Source organism: Klebsiella aerogenes KCTC 2190 (genome assembly GCF_000215745.1).
GTDB classification, from domain to species: Bacteria; Pseudomonadota; Gammaproteobacteria; order Enterobacterales; family Enterobacteriaceae; genus Klebsiella; species Klebsiella aerogenes.
In genome coordinates, this window is sequence record NC_015663.1 from 545,388 (window position 1) to 567,340 (window position 21,953).

Annotated in this window: 24 protein-coding genes and 2 pseudogenes; 4 read left to right on the forward strand and 22 right to left on the reverse strand. The window is 50.4% G+C overall.

The genetic code is table 11. From position 1 onward, the window contains the following. Window positions 1–5 precede the first annotated feature (5 nt). Window positions 6–1,787, forward strand: a complete 1,782-nt coding sequence (locus tag EAE_RS02645) for an ATP phosphoribosyltransferase regulatory subunit (protein WP_015703379.1) — start codon at window positions 6–8, stop codon at window positions 1,785–1,787. Between the two features lie 32 nt (window positions 1,788–1,819). Here EAE_RS02645 and EAE_RS02650 read toward each other — a convergent pair whose 3' ends face one another. From EAE_RS02650 to EAE_RS02685, 8 genes are all read right to left on the reverse strand, one after another. Next, entirely contained in the window at window positions 1,820–3,487 is a 1,668-nt protein-coding gene (locus tag EAE_RS02650; protein WP_015703380.1) for an O-antigen ligase family protein, read from the reverse strand. Window position 3,488: 1 nt separating this feature from the next. Next, complete coding sequence (locus EAE_RS02655) at window positions 3,489–4,028, reverse strand: fimbrial protein (RefSeq protein WP_015369835.1); 540 nt, start codon at window positions 4,026–4,028, stop codon at window positions 3,489–3,491. Window positions 4,029–4,037: 9 nt separating this feature from the next. Beyond that, window positions 4,038–5,102: a fimbrial protein gene (locus EAE_RS02660; protein WP_015369834.1), complete on the reverse strand. Its 1,065-nt coding sequence runs from the start codon at window positions 5,100–5,102 to the stop codon at window positions 4,038–4,040. After that, window positions 5,099–5,704, reverse strand: a complete 606-nt coding sequence (locus tag EAE_RS02665) for a fimbrial protein (protein ID WP_015703381.1) — start codon at window positions 5,702–5,704, stop codon at window positions 5,099–5,101. The genes EAE_RS02660 and EAE_RS02665 overlap by 4 nt, the downstream gene beginning before the upstream one ends. Window positions 5,705–5,715: 11 nt before the next feature. Continuing rightward, a complete protein-coding gene (locus EAE_RS02670) occupies window positions 5,716–6,492 on the reverse strand; it encodes a fimbrial biogenesis chaperone (RefSeq protein WP_015703382.1) in 777 nt (258 codons plus the stop codon). Window positions 6,493–6,518: 26 nt separating this feature from the next. Further along, window positions 6,519–8,990 (reverse strand): PapC/FimD family outer membrane usher protein, encoded by a 2,472-nt coding sequence (locus tag EAE_RS02675; RefSeq protein WP_015703383.1) that lies wholly within the window; start codon window positions 8,988–8,990, stop codon window positions 6,519–6,521. 40 nt (window positions 8,991–9,030) lie between these two features. Then, a complete protein-coding gene (locus tag EAE_RS02680; RefSeq protein ID WP_015703384.1) occupies window positions 9,031–9,579 on the reverse strand; it encodes a fimbrial protein in 549 nt (182 codons plus the stop codon). Window positions 9,580–9,648: 69 nt separating this feature from the next. Next, a complete protein-coding gene (locus EAE_RS02685) occupies window positions 9,649–10,197 on the reverse strand; it encodes a fimbrial protein (protein ID WP_015369827.1) in 549 nt (182 codons plus the stop codon). A 643-nt stretch (window positions 10,198–10,840) separates the two neighbouring features. On the opposite strand from EAE_RS02685, the gene EAE_RS02690 reads away from it, so the two are divergent. Continuing rightward, window positions 10,841–11,629, forward strand: a complete 789-nt coding sequence (locus EAE_RS02690) for a winged helix-turn-helix domain-containing protein (protein ID WP_015369826.1) — start codon at window positions 10,841–10,843, stop codon at window positions 11,627–11,629. A gap of 1 nt (window position 11,630) precedes the next feature. After that, on the forward strand, window positions 11,631–12,149 hold the full coding sequence (locus EAE_RS02695; protein WP_015703385.1) for a hypothetical protein: 519 nt from the start codon (window positions 11,631–11,633) through the stop codon (window positions 12,147–12,149). Window positions 12,150–12,286: 137 nt separating this feature from the next. Here EAE_RS02695 and EAE_RS25510 read toward each other — a convergent pair. The 3 genes and pseudogenes from EAE_RS25510 to EAE_RS02705 form a co-directional block, all read right to left on the reverse strand. Continuing rightward, window positions 12,287–12,452, reverse strand: a pseudogene (locus tag EAE_RS25510) (IS3 family transposase); the annotation flags it as partial. A gap of 124 nt (window positions 12,453–12,576) precedes the next feature. After that, a complete protein-coding gene (gene aphA, locus EAE_RS02700; protein ID WP_015703386.1) occupies window positions 12,577–13,293 on the reverse strand; it encodes an acid phosphatase AphA in 717 nt (238 codons plus the stop codon). 28 nt (window positions 13,294–13,321) lie between these two features. Beyond that, the gene (locus EAE_RS02705; RefSeq protein ID WP_227498488.1) at window positions 13,322–14,620 is read right to left on the reverse strand and encodes an OprD family outer membrane porin; all 1,299 of its coding nucleotides are present in this window, start codon (window positions 14,618–14,620) and stop codon (window positions 13,322–13,324) included. Here EAE_RS02705 and EAE_RS02710 point away from each other — a divergent pair. Beyond that, complete coding sequence (locus EAE_RS02710) at window positions 14,502–14,744, forward strand: hypothetical protein (protein WP_015703388.1); 243 nt, start codon at window positions 14,502–14,504, stop codon at window positions 14,742–14,744. The genes EAE_RS02705 and EAE_RS02710 overlap by 119 nt on opposite strands. 34 nt (window positions 14,745–14,778) lie before the next feature. On the opposite strand, the gene EAE_RS02715 is transcribed toward EAE_RS02710, so the two are convergent. From EAE_RS02715 to EAE_RS02760, 11 genes and pseudogenes are all read right to left on the reverse strand, one after another. Continuing rightward, a complete protein-coding gene (locus EAE_RS02715; protein WP_015703389.1) occupies window positions 14,779–15,957 on the reverse strand; it encodes a NupC/NupG family nucleoside CNT transporter in 1,179 nt (392 codons plus the stop codon). A 681-nt stretch (window positions 15,958–16,638) separates the two neighbouring features. Beyond that, window positions 16,639–16,958: pseudogene (locus EAE_RS02720) on the reverse strand (TA system toxin CbtA family protein). A gap of 19 nt (window positions 16,959–16,977) precedes the next feature. Then, window positions 16,978–17,310, reverse strand: a complete 333-nt coding sequence (locus EAE_RS02725) for a type IV toxin-antitoxin system YeeU family antitoxin (protein WP_072056541.1) — start codon at window positions 17,308–17,310, stop codon at window positions 16,978–16,980. A 30-nt stretch (window positions 17,311–17,340) separates the two neighbouring features. Then, on the reverse strand, window positions 17,341–17,562 hold the full coding sequence (locus EAE_RS02730) for a DUF987 domain-containing protein (protein ID WP_015703392.1): 222 nt from the start codon (window positions 17,560–17,562) through the stop codon (window positions 17,341–17,343). 11 nt (window positions 17,563–17,573) lie between these two features. Next, window positions 17,574–18,053, reverse strand: coding sequence for a RadC family protein (gene radC / locus EAE_RS02735; protein WP_015703393.1), 480 nt, complete (start codon window positions 18,051–18,053; stop codon window positions 17,574–17,576). Between the two features lie 10 nt (window positions 18,054–18,063). After that, window positions 18,064–18,546, reverse strand: coding sequence for an antirestriction protein (locus EAE_RS02740; RefSeq protein ID WP_015703394.1), 483 nt, complete (start codon window positions 18,544–18,546; stop codon window positions 18,064–18,066). 257 nt (window positions 18,547–18,803) lie between these two features. Further along, on the reverse strand, window positions 18,804–19,622 hold the full coding sequence (locus EAE_RS02745) for a DUF932 domain-containing protein (protein WP_015703395.1): 819 nt from the start codon (window positions 19,620–19,622) through the stop codon (window positions 18,804–18,806). Window positions 19,623–19,712: 90 nt separating this feature from the next. Continuing rightward, window positions 19,713–20,054: a hypothetical protein gene (locus EAE_RS02750; protein ID WP_015703396.1), complete on the reverse strand. Its 342-nt coding sequence runs from the start codon at window positions 20,052–20,054 to the stop codon at window positions 19,713–19,715. Window positions 20,055–20,088: 34 nt separating this feature from the next. Then, the gene (locus tag EAE_RS02755; protein WP_015703397.1) at window positions 20,089–20,553 is read right to left on the reverse strand and encodes a hypothetical protein; all 465 of its coding nucleotides are present in this window, start codon (window positions 20,551–20,553) and stop codon (window positions 20,089–20,091) included. A gap of 125 nt (window positions 20,554–20,678) precedes the next feature. Further along, window positions 20,679–20,837, reverse strand: coding sequence for a hypothetical protein (locus EAE_RS25000; RefSeq protein ID WP_015703399.1), 159 nt, complete (start codon window positions 20,835–20,837; stop codon window positions 20,679–20,681). A gap of 212 nt (window positions 20,838–21,049) precedes the next feature. Continuing rightward, window positions 21,050–21,937 (reverse strand): GTPase family protein, encoded by an 888-nt coding sequence (locus EAE_RS02760; protein ID WP_047079510.1) that lies wholly within the window; start codon window positions 21,935–21,937, stop codon window positions 21,050–21,052. Between the last annotated feature and the right edge of the window lie 16 nt (window positions 21,938–21,953).

A 21,953-nucleotide genomic window follows, 5' to 3' on the forward strand; every position in this document is an offset into this window, starting at 1 on the left:
CGCATATGGCGCAGCTTCGCGGGCATAATGGCGAGGAGTTATTCCGCCACGAGGAGGATTACTCGGCCTTCGAACGGTGTATGCAAGACGCGGCGCAACGTTACGCCGTGTCTATTCATAGTTGGTCACTTGCCGTCCCACGTATCCTGCTGCTGGTCAGCGCTCCGGATAAACAGGCGCTGAGCCGTTTTATTCAGCATATCGGACGCAGCTATGTGCCTTATTACAATCGTCGTTACCAACGGCATGGCGCATTGTGGGACAGCCGCTACTTATGCAGTCCCCTGGAACCTGAAACCTATTTCCTGGCCGTGAAGCGCTTTATTGAATGTGACGAGGACGGGAGCCCGGGGTGCCATAGTCACGGTAATCAGCCTTCAGGTTTGATAGTCCCCCATCCTGTCTGGCTCAAGCTCGGTGAGAATGAGCAACAGCGACAGGCCCACTTCCAGGAATTCTGCCGGCAACCGGTAAATCGGGCGCTGGTGACCAGGATTCGCCATGCGTTGGCGCAAAATTGCCTGCTCGCCTCGCCAGCATTGAGCCAGCAACTTGAAGCCCAGATGGAAAGGCCGCTGCGGGCACGACATTGCGGCCGCCCGCGTAAATATGAATCCTCTCCATCAGAACAGTGGACCTGGCTGGAACTTCAGGCTGAACAGTTTCTGCGCCAGCATGGCTATCAACAAATCAGGTTACCCTTACTTGAACATACATCGCTATTCGCCCCAGGCGGCCCGGTGATGGCCGACAAGGGAAAATTACGTGGCGATGGGACAACCGGATGTCTGCGCCTGATGGCCGATAACCCTCATACCGCAGTAATGAGCCGGATTTGGTATTCGGGCGCCATGTTCCGTCAACGCTCCCTGGATGGAGATATCCGGCAAAATCATCAAATTGGCGTCGAAGCCTTCGGCATGCCGGGCGTTGATATCGAACTTGAGCATCTGGTTATGCAGGCGGTTTTCTTCAGGCGTATTGGCCTCGGTGAAATGGCGGAACTGCATATTAATATGCTGGGTGACGAGGCCTCGTTGGCGGCTTTCCGCCGGGCGTTGCGCGATTACTATCAGCCCATCTCGCGTTTGCTGAACCCGGAGCAGCAGCACTGGCTGGAGAAACATCCGGAGTGGTTGATCCATCATGAGGATATCCTTCTTCAGCGTCTTGCTCCTGCGGCGCCCTGCCTGGCGGATTTTATTACCGTTGACTCCCGTCATCGGTTCCAGCGCCTTCAGCATGCCCTGACCCAAGCCGGTATTGCCTGGCAGTACGATCCTGCGCTGTTTCCCGCCAATGACTATTGTCAGCTGGTCTTTGAATGGCGCAGCATCGCCATGGAGCGCGAGTTAATCATCAGCCGCGGCGGCCGATACGACGCCTGCGCCAGCCGTATTGCTGAAAAACCGGTTTCCGCCTGCGGTTTTGCATTCATGATGGAGCCGATTGTCACTCTGCTCGGTTATCGTCCCCAACCCGCCAGAGCACATCCGCCGACCGACATTGTGATTATTGCAGGCCAGCCCCGTGTGGCTGCTAAGGCAATGCTGCTCGGACGTAGCCTGCGTCAGCAATTTCCCTATTTAAGCATCATCAACGACTGCTCCCCCCAACGAATCAGCACTCGCTATAAAAATTCCAGACGTCTGGGGGCAAGATTTATCCTTGAAATCGAAGGCGACGGAGAAACGATCATCCTCTCTGATTCACGGGACCATCGTTTTAAGATTTGCACGCTTGATAACATCACCGATCGGCTCGCGCAGGTCGTTCTGTCTCAGTGATGGGCGCTGGTCTATAAGAGGATTTGCTTATCTCACTCCATTATTTGATTAAAAGGACGTCGTGCATCCTGCAGCCATGGAATACGCCTATCGTTCGGGTATAACAGACAAAAGCGCGTCGCCAGACGATGCGCCTCGGCCAGGTCCCTCTGCTGCAACGCCAGCAAGATCTGCGTGAAGGAGACATTCGGGTCCGGTTGAACACGCACATAGTCAGGCGCCCAGCGGCGAACGGCTGCCAGCCAACGCTCATCACGGGTATGTTGATATCGTTGTAGATACCCCATCTGGACATCAAACCGGTAGCGAGTGGCAAGCAGCCAGCCTCCCACAGGGAGAGATTCGGCCAGACGCCACTGCGTCGATTGTCGCTCCGCCAGCGTCAGTTGCTGTTGTGTCTGCAGCGTGAGAAACAACAATGGAGTGATGACAGCAACCGCGATCGATGCCACGGCACGCAACAGCGACGCCAGGGTGAACGGCAGCCGGGCCCCTTTTCGCCGGCAGTCTGCGCAACGAAGCAACAAAATCAGCAGTAACCAGTGTGGCGTTGACTGCCTGACGGGGTATTCCGTCAACATATGGATAACCACGGGTAGCGCCGCCACCAGGCAGGCGCGATGCCAGCGATTGCCGTATAGCCAGAGCCATAAACCACTTGCCATAAAACAAAGCGCTCCTACCAGCCCAACCAGCCCGCCTTCCACCAGCCACAGCGCCAGTTCGTTATGCGGATGCGAGATGCTGCTCAGCCCCAACGGCCCCGCGCGTTCAAGAAACACGGCGGCGAAACTGCCCACGCCCCATCCTGTCCACGGACGTTCGGCAAATAATGCCAGCGATGCTTTCAACACCGTCCAGCGCACCTGAGAGGTCGTCAGGTGATTAACCGTCACCACCGACAAGAAATGGCGGGCAAGCGCGCCCGCAATCATGCCTATCGCCAGCGGCAGCAGGAGTAACAGCAGCGTACGGCGCTGCGCAGGAAAAACAGCCAGCAGCAAGGCCTCGCCTACCGCCACAGACAGGTAACCGGTTTGCGACTGAGACTCATGCAGAACAAATCCCATTATCACCAGAGCAATCGCGATGATAATTCGATATCCGCCACGTAGCCGTAAATAGAGCAATGCTGACAGCAGCACGCCACACGCCGTGAAGCTGGCCATCAGATTAACCTGCTGAAAAATACCGTAGGGGCGCGTACCGCGCCGCCAGGCAAACTCCCAGTAATTCACTCCCGGCCAATGCCAGTATTGATAGGTAAACGCCAGACATTCGAGGACGCACGCGCCCCAGAGCAGAGCCAACAGTAGTGTCAGCGTGTTTGTCGTAAGCGGAATTTGCAACGTCGCCAAATAGACGAGCACGCCTCCTGACAACGCCCCCGCCACCAGCAGCGCCTCGGACCGCCAAATCTCAGGCGTCAATAGACAAAGCAGCGTCAGAATGAGCGCGCCCATCGTAAACCCCGCGGCGGGTATAGTTATCCGCCAGCGTTGACGAGGTACCAGCATCAATGCGCTAGCTGCCAGCACAACGGCATAAATCCAGGCCGTTATATTTAGCGGCAACGACAAACCGCTACCCCCGTTATTCGGCCAGTAGAGATGCATTGCCCCACCCCAGAAAAACAGACTGACAACCAGCAATAATTTCTGCGCCGGCAGCGGCGCAATACGATGCAATGCGTTCATCATGCTATTGGTAGTTCAGCGTCCAGGTCCCGCTGGCGCTGAAGGGGCCGTATTCGAGAGTCTGATTTTTTAACGCCGACGGTTCCGCCGCGACCCATGCCAAAAAGTTCAGCGTCATCGAGCCTTCAGTAATCTCTTTGACTGACGTGCTTTCATCAAGGCGAATTGCCGTACCATCCTCTTCGCTCATTCCGATGCCGATTCCGGAGGCGCCTTGTTCACTGCTATCCAGCGCCAGATGATCCGCCAGCTCCGCATCTTCACTTCCGCTGAAAGTGACCGAGATCCCGCGAAAAACCTCCGGGTTGCAGTCGCGTAACTCAATGCTGAATTTTTTCGGCTTACTGCGCCCCGAGAGATAGAGATCCTGGGTCGCGATTTGCCCGAAATCGACCTCGATTTTGTCGCCTCCTGGCGCAAGGCTGCAGGCCAGCGCTCGAATGGTGCCGTGAAAATACATATCGCCGCCGACCAGCTTAGTGTCGGCCTGCGCCAAGCCGCCAAGCAGTAGCGCGCTGGTGGCGATTAACAGCGTAAATCTCATGGCATCCCCCTACTGAAACTGCGCGACAACGGTGGCGGAGGCTTCAAACTCACCTTCTTTGACGCTTCCCACGCCCGGTTTGGCCACCGGCGCGGCGGTAAGATTCCAGTCGCCCTGATTCTGGTAAAAACCCTTCACGTTGTAGAACTGATTGGGCACGACGGTGCCGCCGCTCGCGTCTTTAATCACAATGCCGAGATCGTCGCGTTTTTGGCCGCCGCTTAGCGTGCCGAGGAGATGATCGTTAAATCCCGCCGTGCCTGACGCCGTGGTAGTTTGTACGCCAAGATTAATGTTCAACGCGCCCTGATCGAAGCTCCCCCCCTCGCAGACCACATGAATGGGGATCGACTTGCTGTAGTTGGTGCCGTTGAGCCGGGCGGCGGAGCCTGGCAGATCGCCAAATTCAATGCTGATTTTGTCTCCGCGATTAAAGATGCATTTGTCCGGCACGGTAATGAGCCCGGATTTAATGACCACACGGGAAATTGGCGTTGTCGGCGTAGGGCCAGCGCTGCCCAGACGTCCAGCAACCTCCACCAGCGACTGAGAAGTGATATTGATGCCGTTAATAATGGGTTTAGTGACAATAAACGTCACTTTCCCTTTAGAGCCACTTTCAATGTTAGTGGCTCGCTCGTAGCCTTTGCGCTTTTTGCAGTTATGGTCGTTGTAGCGATTCGAAAAGTTGGTGAACGGCGCCTGAACGTAGTCGTTATACCGCCCGGCGACCCATACCTTCACTTCCACATCCAGGTAATCATTCAGACGAAAACGGTTCGCTCCCTGATTAGAGGGCGGCATGGTGGTCGTGGTGGTGTAGTAAATCGGCTGGCGCGAGATGTCGGCCTGCTCACAATGAAAATCCACGACATACCAACTGCCTAAATTCCAGGTGAACGGATCCGTTCTGCCGCCCTCGTGGTTTTTGCTGACATCCAGTGAGTTCAGTTCAATATCGTACTGATGCGGCGATCCGCCCTGAGGTTCTCCCTCACCGAGAGTAAATGCCTGCCCGGCCAGCGGACAGCCAGCCAGGACGACCCACAGCAGCGCTTTGTGCAATACGCTCATAGATACTCCAGCTTAAGTCTGACCAGACCGTTAAATTCGCCAGCGGTCACCTCCTGCCCAAAAGATTCCAGCGCGGCAAGAAAGTGAATCGCGTTATCGCCCGGCTTGAGGATCCACATGCGTTGCGGTTGATTCAGGTGGATCAACTGGTTGCGTTCGGTCAGTAGCCGAATGCCCGCGCCGCGCACATCGCCGCGAATCCGCCCAAGATCGCTGTTTTCCGGCGCGCTTTCGGCCATCAGTGTCATCGAAACGCCACGCTCCACCGTACTGTGCGACAGCTCAGGGAGCTCGCTGGTCTGCCCAGGGAAGTCCTTTAACGTGTGCCCGGAGCCTTTTAAGCAGCCATTCAGGTGCAGCGTCACCAATACCGGATCGCTGCGATCGCCGCTCTGGCGAAAGCGGCTGGCGGAAATATCACCGAGATCGATGGTCTGATCGCGTGAAGCCATATCCAGCACGCACGGCGAAACGAATACCCGACCGTGAAAGCGGACGTTGCCATACTCGCCGGAAACGTTGCTCATATCATGGCGGCCGCTTGTGGCCTGAACCGAGCAGGCCATGCCTGCCATCAGCAGAGCGCAAAGCATCTTTTTCATTTACGAGTCCTTTACCGGGGCTGTTGCTCCATCGGCAATGCTTTACACACATTGCCTGTGCAGCTGAATTTCAATTCAGGGTGACCGCCAAAATCGTTCACGTACATCATGCTGAACTGGCTGACGCTGGCGTCCGAAACCTTGAAATCGAGAGAGGATTTTGGCGGGATCATAATCCCCGGGAAATCAGTCAGTCTGCCGCCGCCCTGGGCTTCAGGTTTGCGGCTCAAGCCGATTAAGGTGACGAAGTATGGCGTTGGGTTATCCACGGTCCAGCGCTGACCCTGCTTGTGAAAGATCAGTTGGTTTTGCCACACCGCCCCCGGCGTTTCCGGCACGATAGCTGTCGGCCGATAGAACAATTTGATCCGCGACTGCATCGCCAGCTGCAGCACGTTCGGCTTATCCGGTTTTGGCGGAATTTCACGCACGTTCAGGTAGAACAGACTCTCGCGATCCTGTGGCAACGCGTTAACTCCGCTGGTTTTCGTCACGCGGGCGATTCCCTTCTGCCCACCGTTAATCCGTTGCAGCGGCGGTAAGACCATTAATGGCGAGGTAATTTTTGTTCCGTGGGCGTCCTCTACCCACGACTGAGCCAGAAATGGAATGCTCGGGCTGGTGTTGGTTAAGTTCGCACTTACCGAGCGAGCATCACCGGTGATAATCATGCGTGTACGGTCGAGCGCAATACCCGCCCACGAAGCATTGATCTGGGCAATAAAAAACAGGCCACAGGCGACGGGTTTAAGCCAACGGCGTGCGAATTTAAGAGATTGATTATTCATGACAAAATTCATTCAGGTTATTGAAATTATTCACAAGGCAACAGCACGTTACCTTCCGGGTTGATTTGTTGTGGCACCTGTAAGTGACACTGCGCACGGCCAGCCCAGGCAACGGAAAGACGCTCGGACGGATTCACCCCCGCAATCCAGGCCATGCCGTTTTCCATCACCATGGCGACGCTGACGCCGTTGGCGTTAAACACTTCGGCGCCAAACGGCGGCACCGAGCCATCCTTCAGGCGCAGCAGTGCCATCATTTTTTGCCCCTGCGCGACGGCAAAGCGCTGGTAGCCAATAGCGCCTTCCGTCAGGGTGTTAGTCACGATCGCTTTGGTCGCGGAAATGTCCTCGTCCATGGCGTCCACATCGATACGGGTATCAAAGCTGTGATAACTGACGACGTCCGGTACAACGGCAATACCGAAACGATTTGAATGCGCCTGTTCACCGTTAAGCGGCACATTGGCAACGCCATCGGTATCAACCATCACTCTGGCGGTATTCATTGACGCCTGACTGTTATGTAGCGCCGCGCCGTGACGCGTCGCCGTAAAGCCGCCGCGTACCGTGCCGCCAACGGAGAAATAGCGTGATTGCTGCCAGCTGACGTTAGATTCCAGTTCCGCCATCATGCTGCGATGCTGGTAATAGCCATCAAATGCCGTATGCCCTTCACCGGAAACCCCTGCGCGCAAACGCCACGGATTGTTACGATCGCGGTTATCGGAATACGAAACCATTTGACTGGTCTGGTTACCGCTGTTCTGTAATTCATAATCCATAGAGCGGCCATCGCCCCATGGCACTGAAATTGAAAGCGAAAGACTGTCGTCCCGTTTGCCCTGATACTCAGAGCGATAAGCCGCGAGGTTGGTGCTGATCCCCTGGATTCCCGCGAAGGAAAAACTGTGTCCCATCGATAATCCGTAACGATCCTGGGAACCGCGATCCCAATAGTTCTGGTGGGTATAGGTGAGGTATAACGTGGTCGCTAAATGCGGATCGTCAGCAAAAAAGGTTTTGTTGCCGGTAACGGTGTACATCTCTTTTTCGTTGCCGGCGCTGTTGTTACTTTCATACTGCTCGTCGAGAAACTGCGAGAAGGTGCGAAAGGTTCGCTGTGAAAAGCGGTATCCGGCAAAGGTAATCGCGCTGTTGTACTCATCAAAGGTTTTGGCGTAGCTGAGCTTAAAGGACATGCCTTTTTGTTCAGCCTGATGCTTCACCCGACTCACGGATTGCGTCGCATCGGCCGACAGCGCTCCCAGCCAGTTTAAATCCCGTCCTATCCCCATCGACCAGGCGTTGTAGCGCTCGCCGGTGAGCAACGCGCCGCCGTACAGTGACCATGCATTGCTCACCCCCCAGGAAAAATCGCCGCTATAAAACGCAGGGCCCTGAACGTCGTGGTTATAACGCGACGGCTTACCAACCGCGGCGTTGTAGCGAACATAGCCCGGACGCGTCAGATAAGGGATATCAGCCGTATTGACCTGGAAAGTTTGTACGCTGCCATCCTGCTCTTCGACGCGCACATCCAACGTACCGCGTACCGAACCGTGCAGATCCTGAATATTAAACGGCCCCGCAGGGACGGTGGTTTGATAGATAACACGCCCCTGCTGACTGACGGTGACCTTCGCATTACTGCGGGCGATGCCGTGCACTTCAGGCGCGTAGCCCTGCAAATTTGGCGGCAGCATACGCTCATCGCTGGCGAGGTTGACCCCGGTGAAGCGCACCGAATCAAAAACCTGAGAATTCAAATAGATTTCGCCGACCGTCAGTTTTGCAGCCTGCATCGGTAACGGGCGATATGCATAGATCTGATCCCAGTCGATACGCCCATGATTATCATCTGAAGTGTAATTGGCCTGATACTGGCCACGAAAACGCCATGCGCCGAGGTTAAAACCTGTCTGCCCATAGCCGGACAGAGAGCGATAGTGATCGCCACCCTGTTCGTAATGCGTGGCCTGCCCTGAAATGCTGTAGTCAAAAATCAGCCCGGCGACGCCGTTATCCCAGCGCTCAGGCGGCGTCCAGTCTGGGTCGGTATATTTCATCCATGCCTGAGGCACGGTAATGTCCAGTACGCCTGCGCTATTATTCAGCGCCACACCCGGAAGGTGGGAAATGTCATAGCAGGTTGCGCTAATGGGATGAATATGGGTCAGCGCCTCTTCTTTGAGCGCCAGTAACTCAAGTTGTTGCGCCGTCAGGCACGCTATAGATTTATGTGAATTGGCCGGATCGGCGATATAACGGATTGTCTGCTGAGGAATCTCCTGGCTGTTAATTCGAACATCCAGCAGATATTCTCCGGGAGCCACAAAGTTGCCTTCGGAAAAACGCTGTAAATCGACATTATGCCTGTCGCTGGCATCCAGTACGTCGGTATTAAATTCAATAGCCTCATCCGCTTCAGCCCATGAAGCGGCGCAGACCAGAACAATAAATAGCGCCAGACGTTTTTTATCTGTTTTCAGCGTGATCATTTTCGTTCGCAACCTTCAGATACCCGAAATGCAGTGCAGCTCAGAGATAATTCACAACAAAATGCGTGACCGCAGTAAATTCGCCAGATGTCATTCTTCCGTCGCGGGAGATCAAATAAGCCGTAAATTTGAGCGTATTTTTTCCTGGGTTAAGTACATAGTCCGGTGATGGTTCGCCCAGATGAATTTGCTGTCCTTTGCTGTCGTATATTTCTATCGCTAAATTTTCAGTTTCCGATTGCACGCTCAGATAATCTGGATTGTCCCTATCGGGGGCACCGGAAAAAGTAATATTGGCGCGTTGAAACACATTACCGGGGTGTTGAGAATCCCCTAGTGAGCATCCCAGCAAATGAATGCTGAAATTATGCGCAGATACTTTTTCAGGTTTACCAGAAATATCTCTGGCTGAGAGATCATCGAATTCAACCAGTAGTGACCGGTCGCGCGGATCGACATAACAAGCAGCCTCAATAATATTTCCCCGCATACGCATTTTTCCGGGCGTACTGACAAGACGGAAAGTGTCAGCCGAAACCCATGCAGGCGATATGAAGATAAAAAGCAGTAAAATACGCCATCCAGGCATAACCGCATTTCCTTTCAGTTATTCGCAGGAAGGGTTAAGCAGGCGCGATAATGCGCCCGCTGCAGATCGTTACTGATAATCGATCTGGAAATTAACGGTAGATTCGAAATCACCCGGAGTTACCGCTGCAGATGCGTTGTTTGCCTGCAGGTAAGCGACGAAATCAATGTCGGTTTCACCATCGGTAATGTTGACCTGAGAGGCAGCTTTACCCCACTCAACATCCTGGTTGCCGCTGTCAACCATACCGATGCCTGCGCCCTTGGCGGTACCAGAGGTGAAGGCGGCTAGCGCGTTGTTGTCTGCATCAATCGTTGCCGGGGTATAAGTCACGGTAGCGGTTTTTGCGACAGTCGTATCGCAACCCTGCAGAACAATTTTGGCATGTTTAACGCCAGCACGTTGGTTGTCTTTTAACTGAGAAGTTGGGATCTCGCCAAAATTCACCTGCACCGGGCTGGATTCTGGCGCCAGACCACATGCAGAATTAACGAGAGAGCCGGTGAAGTGGATTTTACCGTTAGTCGGTTCAACATTTTTTGCAGCGAAAGCAGAAGAGGCAGTAAAAGTCATTCCCGCCATCAGCGCACAGGCCACAGCCACGTTTTTCATTTTCATATTACTCTTAACCTTATATCTGTTTTTGGTTATTCCGACGATCTATTTCCGCAGACAATTCCTGTCCGGGAAAACCCGATCTCGCGGTGGCGGCAGCGCATATCCTTGCAAACAATCCATCTCGAACCGCACCGTATTTTGAACTTCATTGGTATTCCATCAGAAATACCGTCCACAGTCGTTTACTCTGTTTCGGGGCTTATATTAAGTCGACGAAAAATTGACACAATGCCAAAATACGGAATCAATCAAACTCAGGAAATCGTGTTGCTTTCCCGCCTGCAGATCGATCATTTACCTAAAAATTAGCCAAAAAACACGCAACCGACAGTGTTAATGTCTATTATTTATAGTTTTTATAGAGCTTTTAACTATCAACTATTTTTTAATTTAGAACAGATAACTGGCAAAATATATTTATAAAATATTTTTAAAAATTGAAAGGGATACCAAAAGTGAGTGCTGACAATAAGATAGTGAAAGAAAGGAAGGAGAATGAATGATTACATAAAGAATATTAAAATATTGTTATGTAAATGATAATAAAGCGATCTATGGCACAACCTCTTTTTATAAATGAATTATGTTATGCTGTTGCTTCCCCCACTCGAATGCGAGATATCCTGCTTTAAAGGAGACATCAGTGATTTCTCATATACCAATAAACAAAATTAAATCCGTAATTATTGGTGATGGTTTAGTTTTCAGACCACTTAAAAATACCCTAAAAGACGTGGCATCTGGTGAAATAGCCACATTGAATAACGTGGCTACACAATTACTGCTCTATTTGTTGCAAAATGGTAAAGAGATATCCTCGCGCGATGAAATTCTGCTGAATGTTTTCCAGCATAATGGCGCCAGAGCGACGGATGCGAATCTTAACCAGCACATTTCATTTTTGCGCAAAGCCATTACGTCGACAGGTCATCCTGCAGAACTCATCGTTACCATTCCTCGTATTGGATTTCGGATGGGCGACGTCAATATCAATATTCAGCTACAGGAAGAAGCGCAAACGGCCGCCAGAGTCGCCTATGTTGCATCGACGCCGAGGAGAAAGAAACCAAACCGGTGGCCTGTCGCTATCACAGCGTTAATTACCAGCATCGCCGTGCTGGCAACAGCGTGGTTAACATGGATACCCAATCATATAGCCATGACGGACGCAGCTATCTTACGAACCATCGACTACGAGCAATGCCGTGTACATATATTAGGAAATGCCCTCACCGACACGATAACCGAAAAGAAAGCGCTGGATATTTTCAAGTCCGTGGGGATTAGCCCCAACTGCTCGCACCCTAAAGACCTGTATCTTAATACCTGGGCGAGCAACCATAACCTGGTTGAGTGGTCGTTTGCCGCTGAATGCGGCCTCAACCTCGGCTATTACCATTGCATCAGCCAGTATCGCCATCATGAGGAATGATATGAAGCAGGAAAGCGATCACTCTTTTTTACTCTGGTCAGTCGTAATCGTCATTATTGGGCTGGCAGCTATCGCCTATTTGATTATCACTGGGAATGCTAAAAAACAAGAAATCAGTTTTTCCTGCTCCTCGGAATTCACGTCGATAATCGACATCCAGAATACCAAAAAGGAACTCCACGGAATCATGTTGATTACCAGCTACAACTCCGGGCACCTTTCATTATCAGTGCAAGGAAAGCTCAAAAGCGATGACGGCGAGTTTGCTGTAAACCGAAAATTGTTCTTTCGGTATGCTCGTCCGCTTGGACATACTGCCGGCGTTTTCATGCTAACCCCCGAGGGACGCGAAAAATCCCCCGATGATAATGCAACAGATGCTGTCGATTACCTCTTCTTCGACGCTTACGAACATGCCGACAAGCTGTATATGTTAAAGCGGCTGAATGAGGAAACGGTTCTTATTGGCGATAACTTTTCACCCCGCTTCGCCTGCGTAATGAATCACTTCGCAGATTAATCACCTTCTGGATATGCGTCGGGTTAAGGATGACCTGATGTATTGTTCGTCCGGTAGCACGGATGTGGCCGATAAGATATGCCCCGTTGTAGCACGGACCATTTTGTAAGTTAAACCTTAATTTATACCTCAAAGAAAATATCCTGCCGCTTCCGCCTGAGCTGACTAATCCAGGTTTCGAAAGGGATAAAACCGACATTCATTGCCCCACTGGCCTGTCGATAAGAGTAACTCTTATACCAATCAGCTATGCACATTCCAGCCTGAACCCAGGGGGAAAGTATGCTTAGTTTTGTTGTTCATGAAATCACCTGCTTTGTGTTGAGGTAAGTATATTACCTTTAATCAGATGCCCAAACTCCCTGCGCCATATATTCCTCAGTTTTCGCTACCCCCACCCAGGCTGGTGGGGGCGAAAATGAAACAATCAGTAGTCAGAGTTAACCAATACTTTTTCTTCTAACGCGCCGTTGCGAGGCATAGGCTGATTAGAGGAGTTCAGTGCACGCATCACGCGAATAGGTTCTGCGCCAGCTTCACGAGCATCCTTAATGTCGCCATCTGAATCTCCATAATATAACTTGATATTTCGGTCACGGATATATTGTACTTTTGCCCCTTTATCTTCTCCGGCAAAAATAACTTTATTAAGTTTTTCATGCGGGATAGAAAAGTCTCTCCCCAACAGTTCAGTCACCGTCTCTTTTCCGTTAGTGGGTTTTTGTCGACCGGTGACAAACCAAATACGATCTCCACGTTCCAGATGCAGTTTAATCAATTCAGATGCAGATTTTTTGGGGACGGAAAAACTATCCCAACCGTTACTAAGTCGATCCCAAAACTCACTTTTCTTCAGGAATTCATTACTTTTAGGTGACAATTCTCTCTGACCATGGATAAATGCAGGAGTAGAATAATAAATAGTATCATCAATATCAAAACCGACATCCATCGGCGGCTTATTCTTTAACTCTTTAACAATTTGCTCTATAGAAATGAAATGAATAGGATATTGCTCGGTAATCTGCTGCAATGTTGCGCCGATACCGGTATCGGATGACACCGGATTGGCACAAAAAGCTGGCACACTGAAAATAAGAGCGCTAACGAAAGCCGCTGAACGAATCATTTTATATTTATACATGGATATTTATCCTTAAACAGGTTAGCAATTAGAATAGATTAAATGCATAATCAATCTGGAATTCGATAGAATGATTAACTGCACGCTTTGGTCTACCATCGTCGGTTAGAATTGGTCGATTTTTTTTACTTTGGTAATTCCAGGAAGGGCCACCGGACAACTGGAAACTTAAATTCTTTTCCCACGATGGTTTCCACCTTGAGAACAAAATAGTCTCACCACGCTCAATTGTTTGGGAGTGGTATTTCATCCCCCATCCAATAGCGCTTTGTAACCCGATATTCACTTCTGGCGTTAAGTTATATTCCGTCGTCCATGTCACCGATTTTTCATTATTACCGACGTAGTCATTACCCCATGCATCCGCCATAGAATTGAATCTTCCGCGACTATTCTTTGCCATGTGTCGTTCAAAATACCCAAGGTGATCGTCTGAAGAATTGGCCCTGGTCCAGGATGCACCAAACTTATTTTTCCACTTATGCTGTTTCCATTCCAGGTAAAATGCAGCATGCCATGCATCATTATTGAATGGACGATAATCAGCACTCATCGCTTTGAAATCTTTGAGACCATGGTTCATATATAACATGGTAAGTACTCGGCCCTGATTCTTAGCTAAAGACTGAGGCTGCCAACCGACTTCCACGCCATGCCGCTGCATATAGTTATGACTTTCGCCATAAAAATAAAGCACACTATAATCCTTTTGTTTATAGCTGAGCTCTCCTGTAGCCAGGTAACTTATATTTTTCTTACGATCGGCAGTCTGGAAATGAACCTGCTCAGGAGAATCACGATCGCTGTATCGGTCAACCCATGCGCCGCGAAAAGCGAGTCGGCCAAACTCGCTATCCATCTTCCATCCTTGATAGGTACTTGGTATCGCACGACTCGAATTCGTCAACGCTCCCCATTTATTGATAATCTGCCAACCAGAATACAGTCTGAAATAACTATCTTCACCGTCAAGTTTCAATTTAGCATATAACTGGCCAAATTTATGAAATCCCTTCGCTTTCCCATTATCATTGTATAAGACGCTGCGCCCAGCGAAATCATCACTTGCGGCCAACTTAAAAACTTGATAATACGATGTGTCAAAACCAATAATATCGGCAATATAACCCGAACGGAAATCTAATGTTACCCCTTGCCCCCAGGCTGTTTGCACTGACCTTTCACCATAGTCAGAGGAGTTAAGGTTTTTGAATTGGTTTCTCAAGGAAATATCAGCGCTACTGTCTGTGATAAAGTTAGTTACACCATTTGGTGGTCTACTCCTCGATTCTTCAGCTGCATATATCGGTGACATTGATGCAGACATTAATAAAATCGTAGCCAGAGGTTTATTAAAAAAACAGCAATTTAACATATCAATAATCCCTTATATTGCTTCTTTATTATTAAAGCTGAGTAAGGGCCCAACATTTAAAAACGTTGAGGCATAATGATTACATACTATTAGATTATTACTTTGTGAATTTAGAAAAACAGGCCAACAATGGTCGCATTAAGGAAACTTACCAACGTAGCACCATATAATAATTTCAAGCCAAAACGAGCCGCGCTGTTACCCTGCTCATTATTCAGCGCCTTAATAGCACCTACGATGATGCCAATAGATGAGAAGTTAGCAAACGATACCAGGAATACCGAAAGTACAGCCATAGTACGTACTGAGAATTCAGCAGCCATACTTTTCAGGCTCAGCATCGCGACAAATTCATTACTTACAATTTTGGTGGCCATCAGACTCCCTGCATCCACCGTTTCATGCCATGGAACACCAACCAGGTAGGCCATAGGAGCAAACAAATATCCCAGAAGCGCCTGAAATGAGATGCCAAATATTGCGGTAAATATGGCGTTCATCATAGTGATTAACGCAATAAATCCAATCAACATTGCCCCAACAATGAGCGCAACCTTAAAACCATCTAAAATATACTCACTTAACATTTCAAAGAAACTTTGATGGCCTTCAGATACGGTAAGAATATCCTCTTGTGGTTCGACCTGATAAGGGTTAAGTAGCGATGCAATTATAAACCCGCCAAACAGGTTCAGCACCAGAGCGGTGACTACATAGCGCGGTTCTAACATCGCCATATAAGCACCAACTATGGCCATTGACACAGTCGACATTGCAGATGTGCACAGCGTATAAAGACGATGTTGAGGTAGAAGTCCCAGTTGTTGCTTAACTGAAATAAATACTTCTGATTGACCTAATACTGCAGAAGCAACCGCATTATACGACTCAAGCCGCCCCATGCCATTAATCTTACTGAGTCCCAATCCGATGTAACGGATAAGGAAGCCTAGTATCTTCAGATGTTGAAGAATACCAATAAGAGCGGACACAAAAACTATAGGCAAGAGGACGCTAATAAAGAAAGAGAGCTCGCCGTGGTTTTGCAAACCACCAAAGACAAAGTTAACCCCTTCACTCGCATAGGCCATTAAATGGGCAAACGCGCCAGCAATAACGGCTATCACCTGGTTACCCAGGCTTGTTTTCAACAACAAACCGGCAAACGTGAATTGACAGAATAACATCACGACCAATGGCCGATAGCGTATAGCCCCCCGGTTGTTACTGGCAAGGATTGCAAGAATGAAAATTACTAAAAAACTCATGATACCAATAAGATACTTCATCTTTTCCCCTAACAATCTTCATCCTTAGCTGATAAACCAAAGAATGCGTCAATAAGATTTATCTGAATCATCAGCATAATCAATGTTAGAACTATAACAATGATGAACATCTTTAAAGTGACAAATGTCACAAGAACACAAAATTACCGGTCTTAAAAGTCACTATCATCACATTTTATGTTTGAATGATAACACCACAAAATGTGATGACTCTTTCAATGTAAGCGCATCTGTTTTATTTTCATGGCTTTTTGAAGTTTTCAACGTTTCTGCCGACGGCAATGATATTCCGGCATCTGATTAGGTAGGATTTTATGAGGCGACTTCCTGCTGTTTTCCAGCAGGGCCAGGCAGACCTGGTAGCAGCGATAATTTGATATTCAGTGAGTCGAACGTCAGGCTTAACAATACAAAAAAATAAAGCTGTAACTTGTTATTAACAAAAGGGAAATTGAGATTATGAGACTTGAGTTTGGAGCGGGCGAAGGGAATAGAACAACCAAGTCAATTAATTGAAAATTAATACCTTTTCAAGTTAAATCTTAACTTATACCCCCAAAGATACCCCCAAAGCACAGAGGCTTTGAATTCATGTAATTACCTTTGTCGATAAATCAGCAGGAAGCAAGATGATAGCAAATGGCAGGCATACTCTAAAGCAGCGATACCGTTAACATAAGACTAATTACGATTCAATAAACTAAGATCACGGCGGGCCCTCATAATATCAATAATTGTGAGATATGGTGTTTGTTCCAGCTAAACCCTCTATGATCGATAGGGGCCAGTTCGTACTTTTCCACCAGAAAGTTAACGGCATTAGCCAGAGTGATATCGGCATCAATATGTTCCTGTATAACAATTTCATCACAAAAAGGTATTTCGTTTTGCGTAAAGCCATAATGCTGTTCCAGCAGCTGTGTAACTAGCATTTGCAAGACAGCCACGGGGGATAGGTATAGCTTCGCCGCCCGCATGTTTGTTGCAGGTTGAAATTTCATTTTTCCCTCGTGAAAATACTTAACGTTGAGTGGGATAAATAGCGATGTATACGTAGCCGCAACTACCAAGGGTATCAGCTTCGCAGGTCAGCCCATTGTGATACAGGGTGACACTGTGCTGATGCTCGGGAGAAATTTCTCCGCTGGTGAGCATCAGCTCCAGTTGCTTGAGTATCAACGGAAAGGCCTGATCCAAGCGTAGCGCGTCATCGTCGCTGAAAGCACCGTTGAATCCGGCCCGGTCAGCCAGATAATGCAGCCGGTTGCCTTCCTGTACCAGCCGTGCGCCAAAACACGGCGTGACGGTGGGTTTTAGTCCCCACCAAGGGGCGTCAGGCTGGCGGTGTGTTATTTGACAATTAAAGTGCTCCTTAAAGATGGGTTAATTCAGGGTAACGCTGGGCAATACGACATACGGACCGTTGCGGTCCTGACGGCGCTCCGCGAAGACCGCCAGCACACCGCTGATATCCTGCACCTCCCGTCCGGCATAGTGGCAGATGCTGCCAGACCACTGATACCGCCCGGTACAGAAGCGAAACAGGCGGGAATGAGGATGCTGACGGTAAATCGTCATGGCCTGGCGTTTGCTGATGATTTTCATCGCTATTCTCCTTAAAGCCAGCCGCGTTCGGCAAAAGAGACAATATCCATCCCGCCGACCACCAGATGGTCCAGCAGGCGAATATCAACCAGGTCCAGCGCCTGTTTTAGGCGTTCGGTGATTCGTCTGTCTGCGTCGCTGGGTTCAGCGAGACCCGACGGGTGGCAGTGCGCCACAAGAATGGCGACAGCGTTATGTTTCAGCGCAGTCTTCACCACCTCTCGTGGATGTACCTGCGTATGGTTGATGGTGCCGGTAAACAGCGTGTCGTGCGCAATCAGCCGGTGCTGGTTATCGAGGAAAAGCGCGATGAATTCTTCACGCTCCAGTGTGGACAGCTGCAGACGTAGCCAGTCACGGACGGTGTGACTGGAGGTAAATGACGCCCCGGGTTCACGTAACTGTCGCTCCAGCAGGAGCAGCGCCCTCCTGACCGTCTGCTGGTCTGTGGGGGCCAATTCACGGACAAACAGCGGAAGTTGTTGTTCCATAATTTTGACCTCAGTCGATGATGTGCATAATGGCATTACACTCCGCGTGGTTCAGCGCGTAGCCCCGCAACTGGTAATAGTGCTCAGTCATGCCATCGCATTCGGTGCGCATGGCATGGTGGCTGTACGTCATCAGGCAGACTGCAATACCGGTGGCATCAGCACTCATTTCTGCGCCGTTTCCGTTCATGTTGTTAAACAGTGCCCATTTCCCGTCATCGTCACCGCTGGCTTCGGGTGCCATAAATGCCCCGCCGTTGCTGAGGGTGTAAAAATTCCAGATACCACCGTGGTAATCTTTGCAGAAACGGTCCATCCACGCGAAGACGGTCGGTTCGAGGATTATCCACTGCGGGATGCTGCCGAAGTGTCCAGGCCAGAAGGCAACACGCTGCTCATCGGGCACCGGCGTGCACACGATGCCGCCAGCATCGGTGTGCGGCGAGAAGAGTGATTCAGTTACTGTGCTGGTCAGGGTGAGTTTGTTATTCATTTGATTTCCTTTGTAGTTTCAGGTGAGTTGTTGAGACGAAGTGACGGGCAGGACTGCGCATAGCGTCCGTATCGCAGTGGGAGGGCCAGTGATCTTCATTTATGTTTAAGCTGCACAGGCTGCGTTCACCGGGGCGATAACGAAGGTATGAGCATCAGGCACAGAGGTCGTCGTCAGAGATGGAGCGGCTGCAGGGATTGTTTTCCAGGGCGGTCGGATAAGGAGGGCCTGGCGGGCGTTATAAGGCAGCGGTGGCATCAGCTCAGCGCCTGCTGCAGTTCTTCTGCCATTACCCAGAGCGCCCGGTTGAGCTTCACGTCGCCATCAATACCGGTAACGGCACGGGTGCGACTGCTTTTCCCCTGAGCGGTTCGCCCTGACAGACCACCTTTCATCAGATTCTCCTGCACGCGCTGGTAAACGGTCCACAGGTCATCGCTGTAGTCCTCCCGACGACGCGGAGTCAGCAACTGCGATTCCGTGACCGGCTGGTGGTCCTCACCAAATCGATACTTCAGTGCAGCATTCGCCAGTGCGTGACGGACGGGTACAGGTAGCGTCAGAGACTGCATTGCATCGCGTTTTTCATCCACCCGGTCAAATACCCCGAGCACTTCGTAAGCCCCTTCTATTACCTTCTCAACGACATTACCTTTATGTGGCACCCGCACCTCTCCGAATGACTGACCGCAGACCAGACCGTTAGTACAGACGCCACGAAACAGCCCCGGCAGCATCTGGTAGCTTGATGAGCCGTCATGGCTGTTGAGTAAAATGATTTCCGGTACCTGATGACCATTTAGCTGCCCGGCGCGACGCAGGCGAAGCATGTGTTTGGTGTGCTCCCGCTTGCTCTGGTCCCGAACCTTTGTCTGGCAGGCAAAGAACGGCTCAAAACCCTCGCGCTGCAGGCTTTCGAGGATGGTGATGGTCGGAATGTAGGTGTAACGGTCTGAACGCGATTCATGTTTGTCACTCCCGAATACACTGGGAACATGACTCATCAGCTCTTCATGGGTCAGAGGGCGGTCACGGCGTATCTGGTTTATACGGCCAAAGCGGCTGGCTAATCTCATGAGTAATTCCTTTAAAAGAGGCAAAAGAAAACGCCCTGCTCGTTTGAGCAGGGCGTTCAGATAGAAAGAAAGGTGGAAAAGCGCGTGGTGTCAGCTGTCAAAATCAAACTGCCATGCGCCTTCGCTTGTCTGGACCACCACTTCCAGTACATTACAGGGAACCATCAGCCCCTTACCGGTAAATTCATGGGATACAGTACCGCCAAATCCCAGGCGTACCGGTTTCCACGGGCTGGCGAATTCTGCATCCTGGCAGTTTCCCCGGTTGACAATGAGTTGTTTAATCACAATCGAATCGACTTTTGATGTAATCCGAATCGATGAGTAGTGGCTGTAGCTTCCGGGACTAACACTGACGCTGACCGGTGAAGACGCAGCCAGCGAAGAAAATGACAGCAGACAGAGTGCTGCGACCATAATGATTTTCTTCATTAAATTTCCTTTAACCTGTAAGAGTGAGGCAGAACTACAGTGCAAATCCGGGCACGCAGCCGTTGTCACCGAACGCAGAAAGAACGGCAGCAGCCCCCGCTAAAGTGAAAGTGGCAGGTTTTACCCCGCTACCTGAAACCAAAACACGTTTGCCGGTGCGTAATTTGTTCCATGCCCACATCACATTGTCTGATCCCACATGAGACTCGCTTTCGCTGATATTCACTTCTTCAGCGTTATCAATTCTCATGGTAAGTGTCTGGCCGCTGTCCATCCTGACCTGATGCCCGTTCACGTCAGTGAAGATAATGGTCGCTGGCTGTGAGCCGGAACTGTCGCAGGCGAGGTATAGTTGTGACTGCCCTTTACCGAGGATGGTGTATTCAGACGTTCCCTGCACATAGCCACTTACCCAGCTATCACGGTTTCCAAACGCATGCGAGACAGAAGGCGTCAGCACTGAAGCCAGTAAAAGTGAAATAATCAGTTTATTTTTCATTGGAGTGTCCTGTCAGAAGCCAGCCATATTGCCCAGGGTGGTGATAATGAACAGCAGGCAGGCCATAAAGATAATGAGGGTGATGTACCAGCGGGTGAACTTACCGAACAGACGCAGAAATGTTTTCATGAGCGGTCCTTTGCAATAAGCCAGTACAGCAGCCCCGCCAGTATCGGGTCGATTATCAGACCGAGAATGAACCAGCCCCAGAACGAGCGTCCGTTAGCGGAAGCCACAATACCCAGCAACAGGGCCAGACCGCCCCATAACAGAATTAACGGCATATACTTTCCTTAATGCGTGACAACCCCTGCGATACATCGCATTGATTTCGATGGTTAAAATTAATAAATCACATAATGCCCTGTGGATTATGTGGCTACCGGATTAATCATGTACAACGATGAATATCGATCGGCTCGATCGACAATATCGATCGTAATGAAACAAAGAAACTTATCGAAAACGGCAAGGCCGCTCATCGAAAGCGAAGTGACTAGCCGAAGAAAAATCCCCACAGGGAGCGTGCTGCGCGGGCGACAGTGTGTGTAACAGCCTGCAGCGCACTGCGAGCCACATGTGGTAGCGGGGCTAGGTCAATAATCTTATCAATCACTTCCACCACGGCATCGCCAAAGCTGCTGCTGGCGGTGCTGATGATGGCTTCGGTGTGATACCCGTTCTGCAGGTGCGGCACAAGTGGACTGCGGGCCTGCTTTGGGAGTCGGGTAATCATGGCCTCCACCAGTCGGGACAGACGGTAACGCCCCCGGACCGAAACGGGAAGAATGTCCTGCTCAGCAACCCCCAACTGACGGGCTACCGCATGCTGCTTCTGCGCAATTCGTTCCGCCTGTAATTCCGAGGGCTGAGCGGACGGCCAGCGCCACTGTTCGGCAGGTTCAGTTTTGTCTACCTGGTTGAGTACCCATAGCACCGGCGGCTGCGGTTCGCTGAACCGCGCGAACACGTCCCGATAAAACTGCTCTTCCACTGCATAAGCCCGGTCATCGGCCTTGAGCACCCACAGCACCATATCGAGTTGCGGCATGATGTCCCGGTACAGCTCACGGTATTCACCGTCACGGGTAACACTTTCACCCACACCGGGCAAATCAACAAGCGTAAGGAAGTGAGTACCGAAACGTAGCCGTACGCGCTGTGGCTGGCGGGTACAGGCTTCCACGGCATTGACAGTACAGACTTCGCTCCGGAACAGTGCATTGCACAGCGAGGATTTGCCGACGCCAGTTTTCCCCATGATGCCAATCACCGGTTCATACGTAACGAGTCGGTTGAGCTCTTGCAGCAAATGCTGGCGTAGCGCGTGTGGATAACGCCGCAGATGGCGACGGATAAGGGTATAACCCGAGGGATGTTTCATATCGGCCTCTGAATGA

Coding starts and splice junctions, on each gene's coding strand:
- EAE_RS02740 (WP_015703394.1), bottom strand. CDS start 18,546: ATGAATAACAAACTCACCCTGACCAGCACAGTAACTGAATCACTCTTC.
- EAE_RS02670 (WP_015703382.1), bottom strand. CDS start 6,492: ATGAATAATCAATCTCTTAAATTCGCACGCCGTTGGCTTAAACCCGTC.
- EAE_RS02745 (WP_015703395.1), bottom strand. CDS start 19,622: ATGAGATTAGCCAGCCGCTTTGGCCGTATAAACCAGATACGCCGTGAC.
- EAE_RS02660 (WP_015369834.1), bottom strand. CDS start 5,102: ATGAGCGTATTGCACAAAGCGCTGCTGTGGGTCGTCCTGGCTGGCTGT.
- EAE_RS02685 (WP_015369827.1), bottom strand. CDS start 10,197: ATGAAAATGAAAAACGTGGCTGTGGCCTGTGCGCTGATGGCGGGAATG.
- EAE_RS02650 (WP_015703380.1), bottom strand. CDS start 3,487: ATGATGAACGCATTGCATCGTATTGCGCCGCTGCCGGCGCAGAAATTA.
- EAE_RS02665 (WP_015703381.1), bottom strand. CDS start 5,704: ATGAAAAAGATGCTTTGCGCTCTGCTGATGGCAGGCATGGCCTGCTCG.
- EAE_RS02655 (WP_015369835.1), bottom strand. CDS start 4,028: ATGAGATTTACGCTGTTAATCGCCACCAGCGCGCTACTGCTTGGCGGC.
- EAE_RS02705 (WP_227498488.1), bottom strand. CDS start 14,620: ATGTCTGCATCAATGTCACCGATATATGCAGCTGAAGAATCGAGGAGT.
- radC (WP_015703393.1), bottom strand. CDS start 18,053: ATGGAACAACAACTTCCGCTGTTTGTCCGTGAATTGGCCCCCACAGAC.
- EAE_RS25000 (WP_015703399.1), bottom strand. CDS start 20,837: ATGCCGTTAATTCTGTTATGGGGCGGTCTGGCCCTGTTGCTGGGTATT.
- EAE_RS02695 (WP_015703385.1), top strand. CDS start 11,631: ATGAAGCAGGAAAGCGATCACTCTTTTTTACTCTGGTCAGTCGTAATC.
- EAE_RS02645 (WP_015703379.1), top strand. CDS start 6: ATGGCGCAGCTTCGCGGGCATAATGGCGAGGAGTTATTCCGCCACGAG.
- EAE_RS02755 (WP_015703397.1), bottom strand. CDS start 20,553: ATGAAAAATAAACTGATTATTTCACTTTTACTGGCTTCAGTGCTGACG.
- aphA (WP_015703386.1), bottom strand. CDS start 13,293: ATGTATAAATATAAAATGATTCGTTCAGCGGCTTTCGTTAGCGCTCTT.
- EAE_RS02715 (WP_015703389.1), bottom strand. CDS start 15,957: ATGAAGTATCTTATTGGTATCATGAGTTTTTTAGTAATTTTCATTCTT.
- EAE_RS02675 (WP_015703383.1), bottom strand. CDS start 8,990: ATGATCACGCTGAAAACAGATAAAAAACGTCTGGCGCTATTTATTGTT.
- EAE_RS02680 (WP_015703384.1), bottom strand. CDS start 9,579: ATGCCTGGATGGCGTATTTTACTGCTTTTTATCTTCATATCGCCTGCA.
- EAE_RS02730 (WP_015703392.1), bottom strand. CDS start 17,562: ATGAAAATCATCAGCAAACGCCAGGCCATGACGATTTACCGTCAGCAT.
- EAE_RS02750 (WP_015703396.1), bottom strand. CDS start 20,054: ATGAAGAAAATCATTATGGTCGCAGCACTCTGTCTGCTGTCATTTTCT.
- EAE_RS02760 (WP_047079510.1), bottom strand. CDS start 21,937: ATGAAACATCCCTCGGGTTATACCCTTATCCGTCGCCATCTGCGGCGT.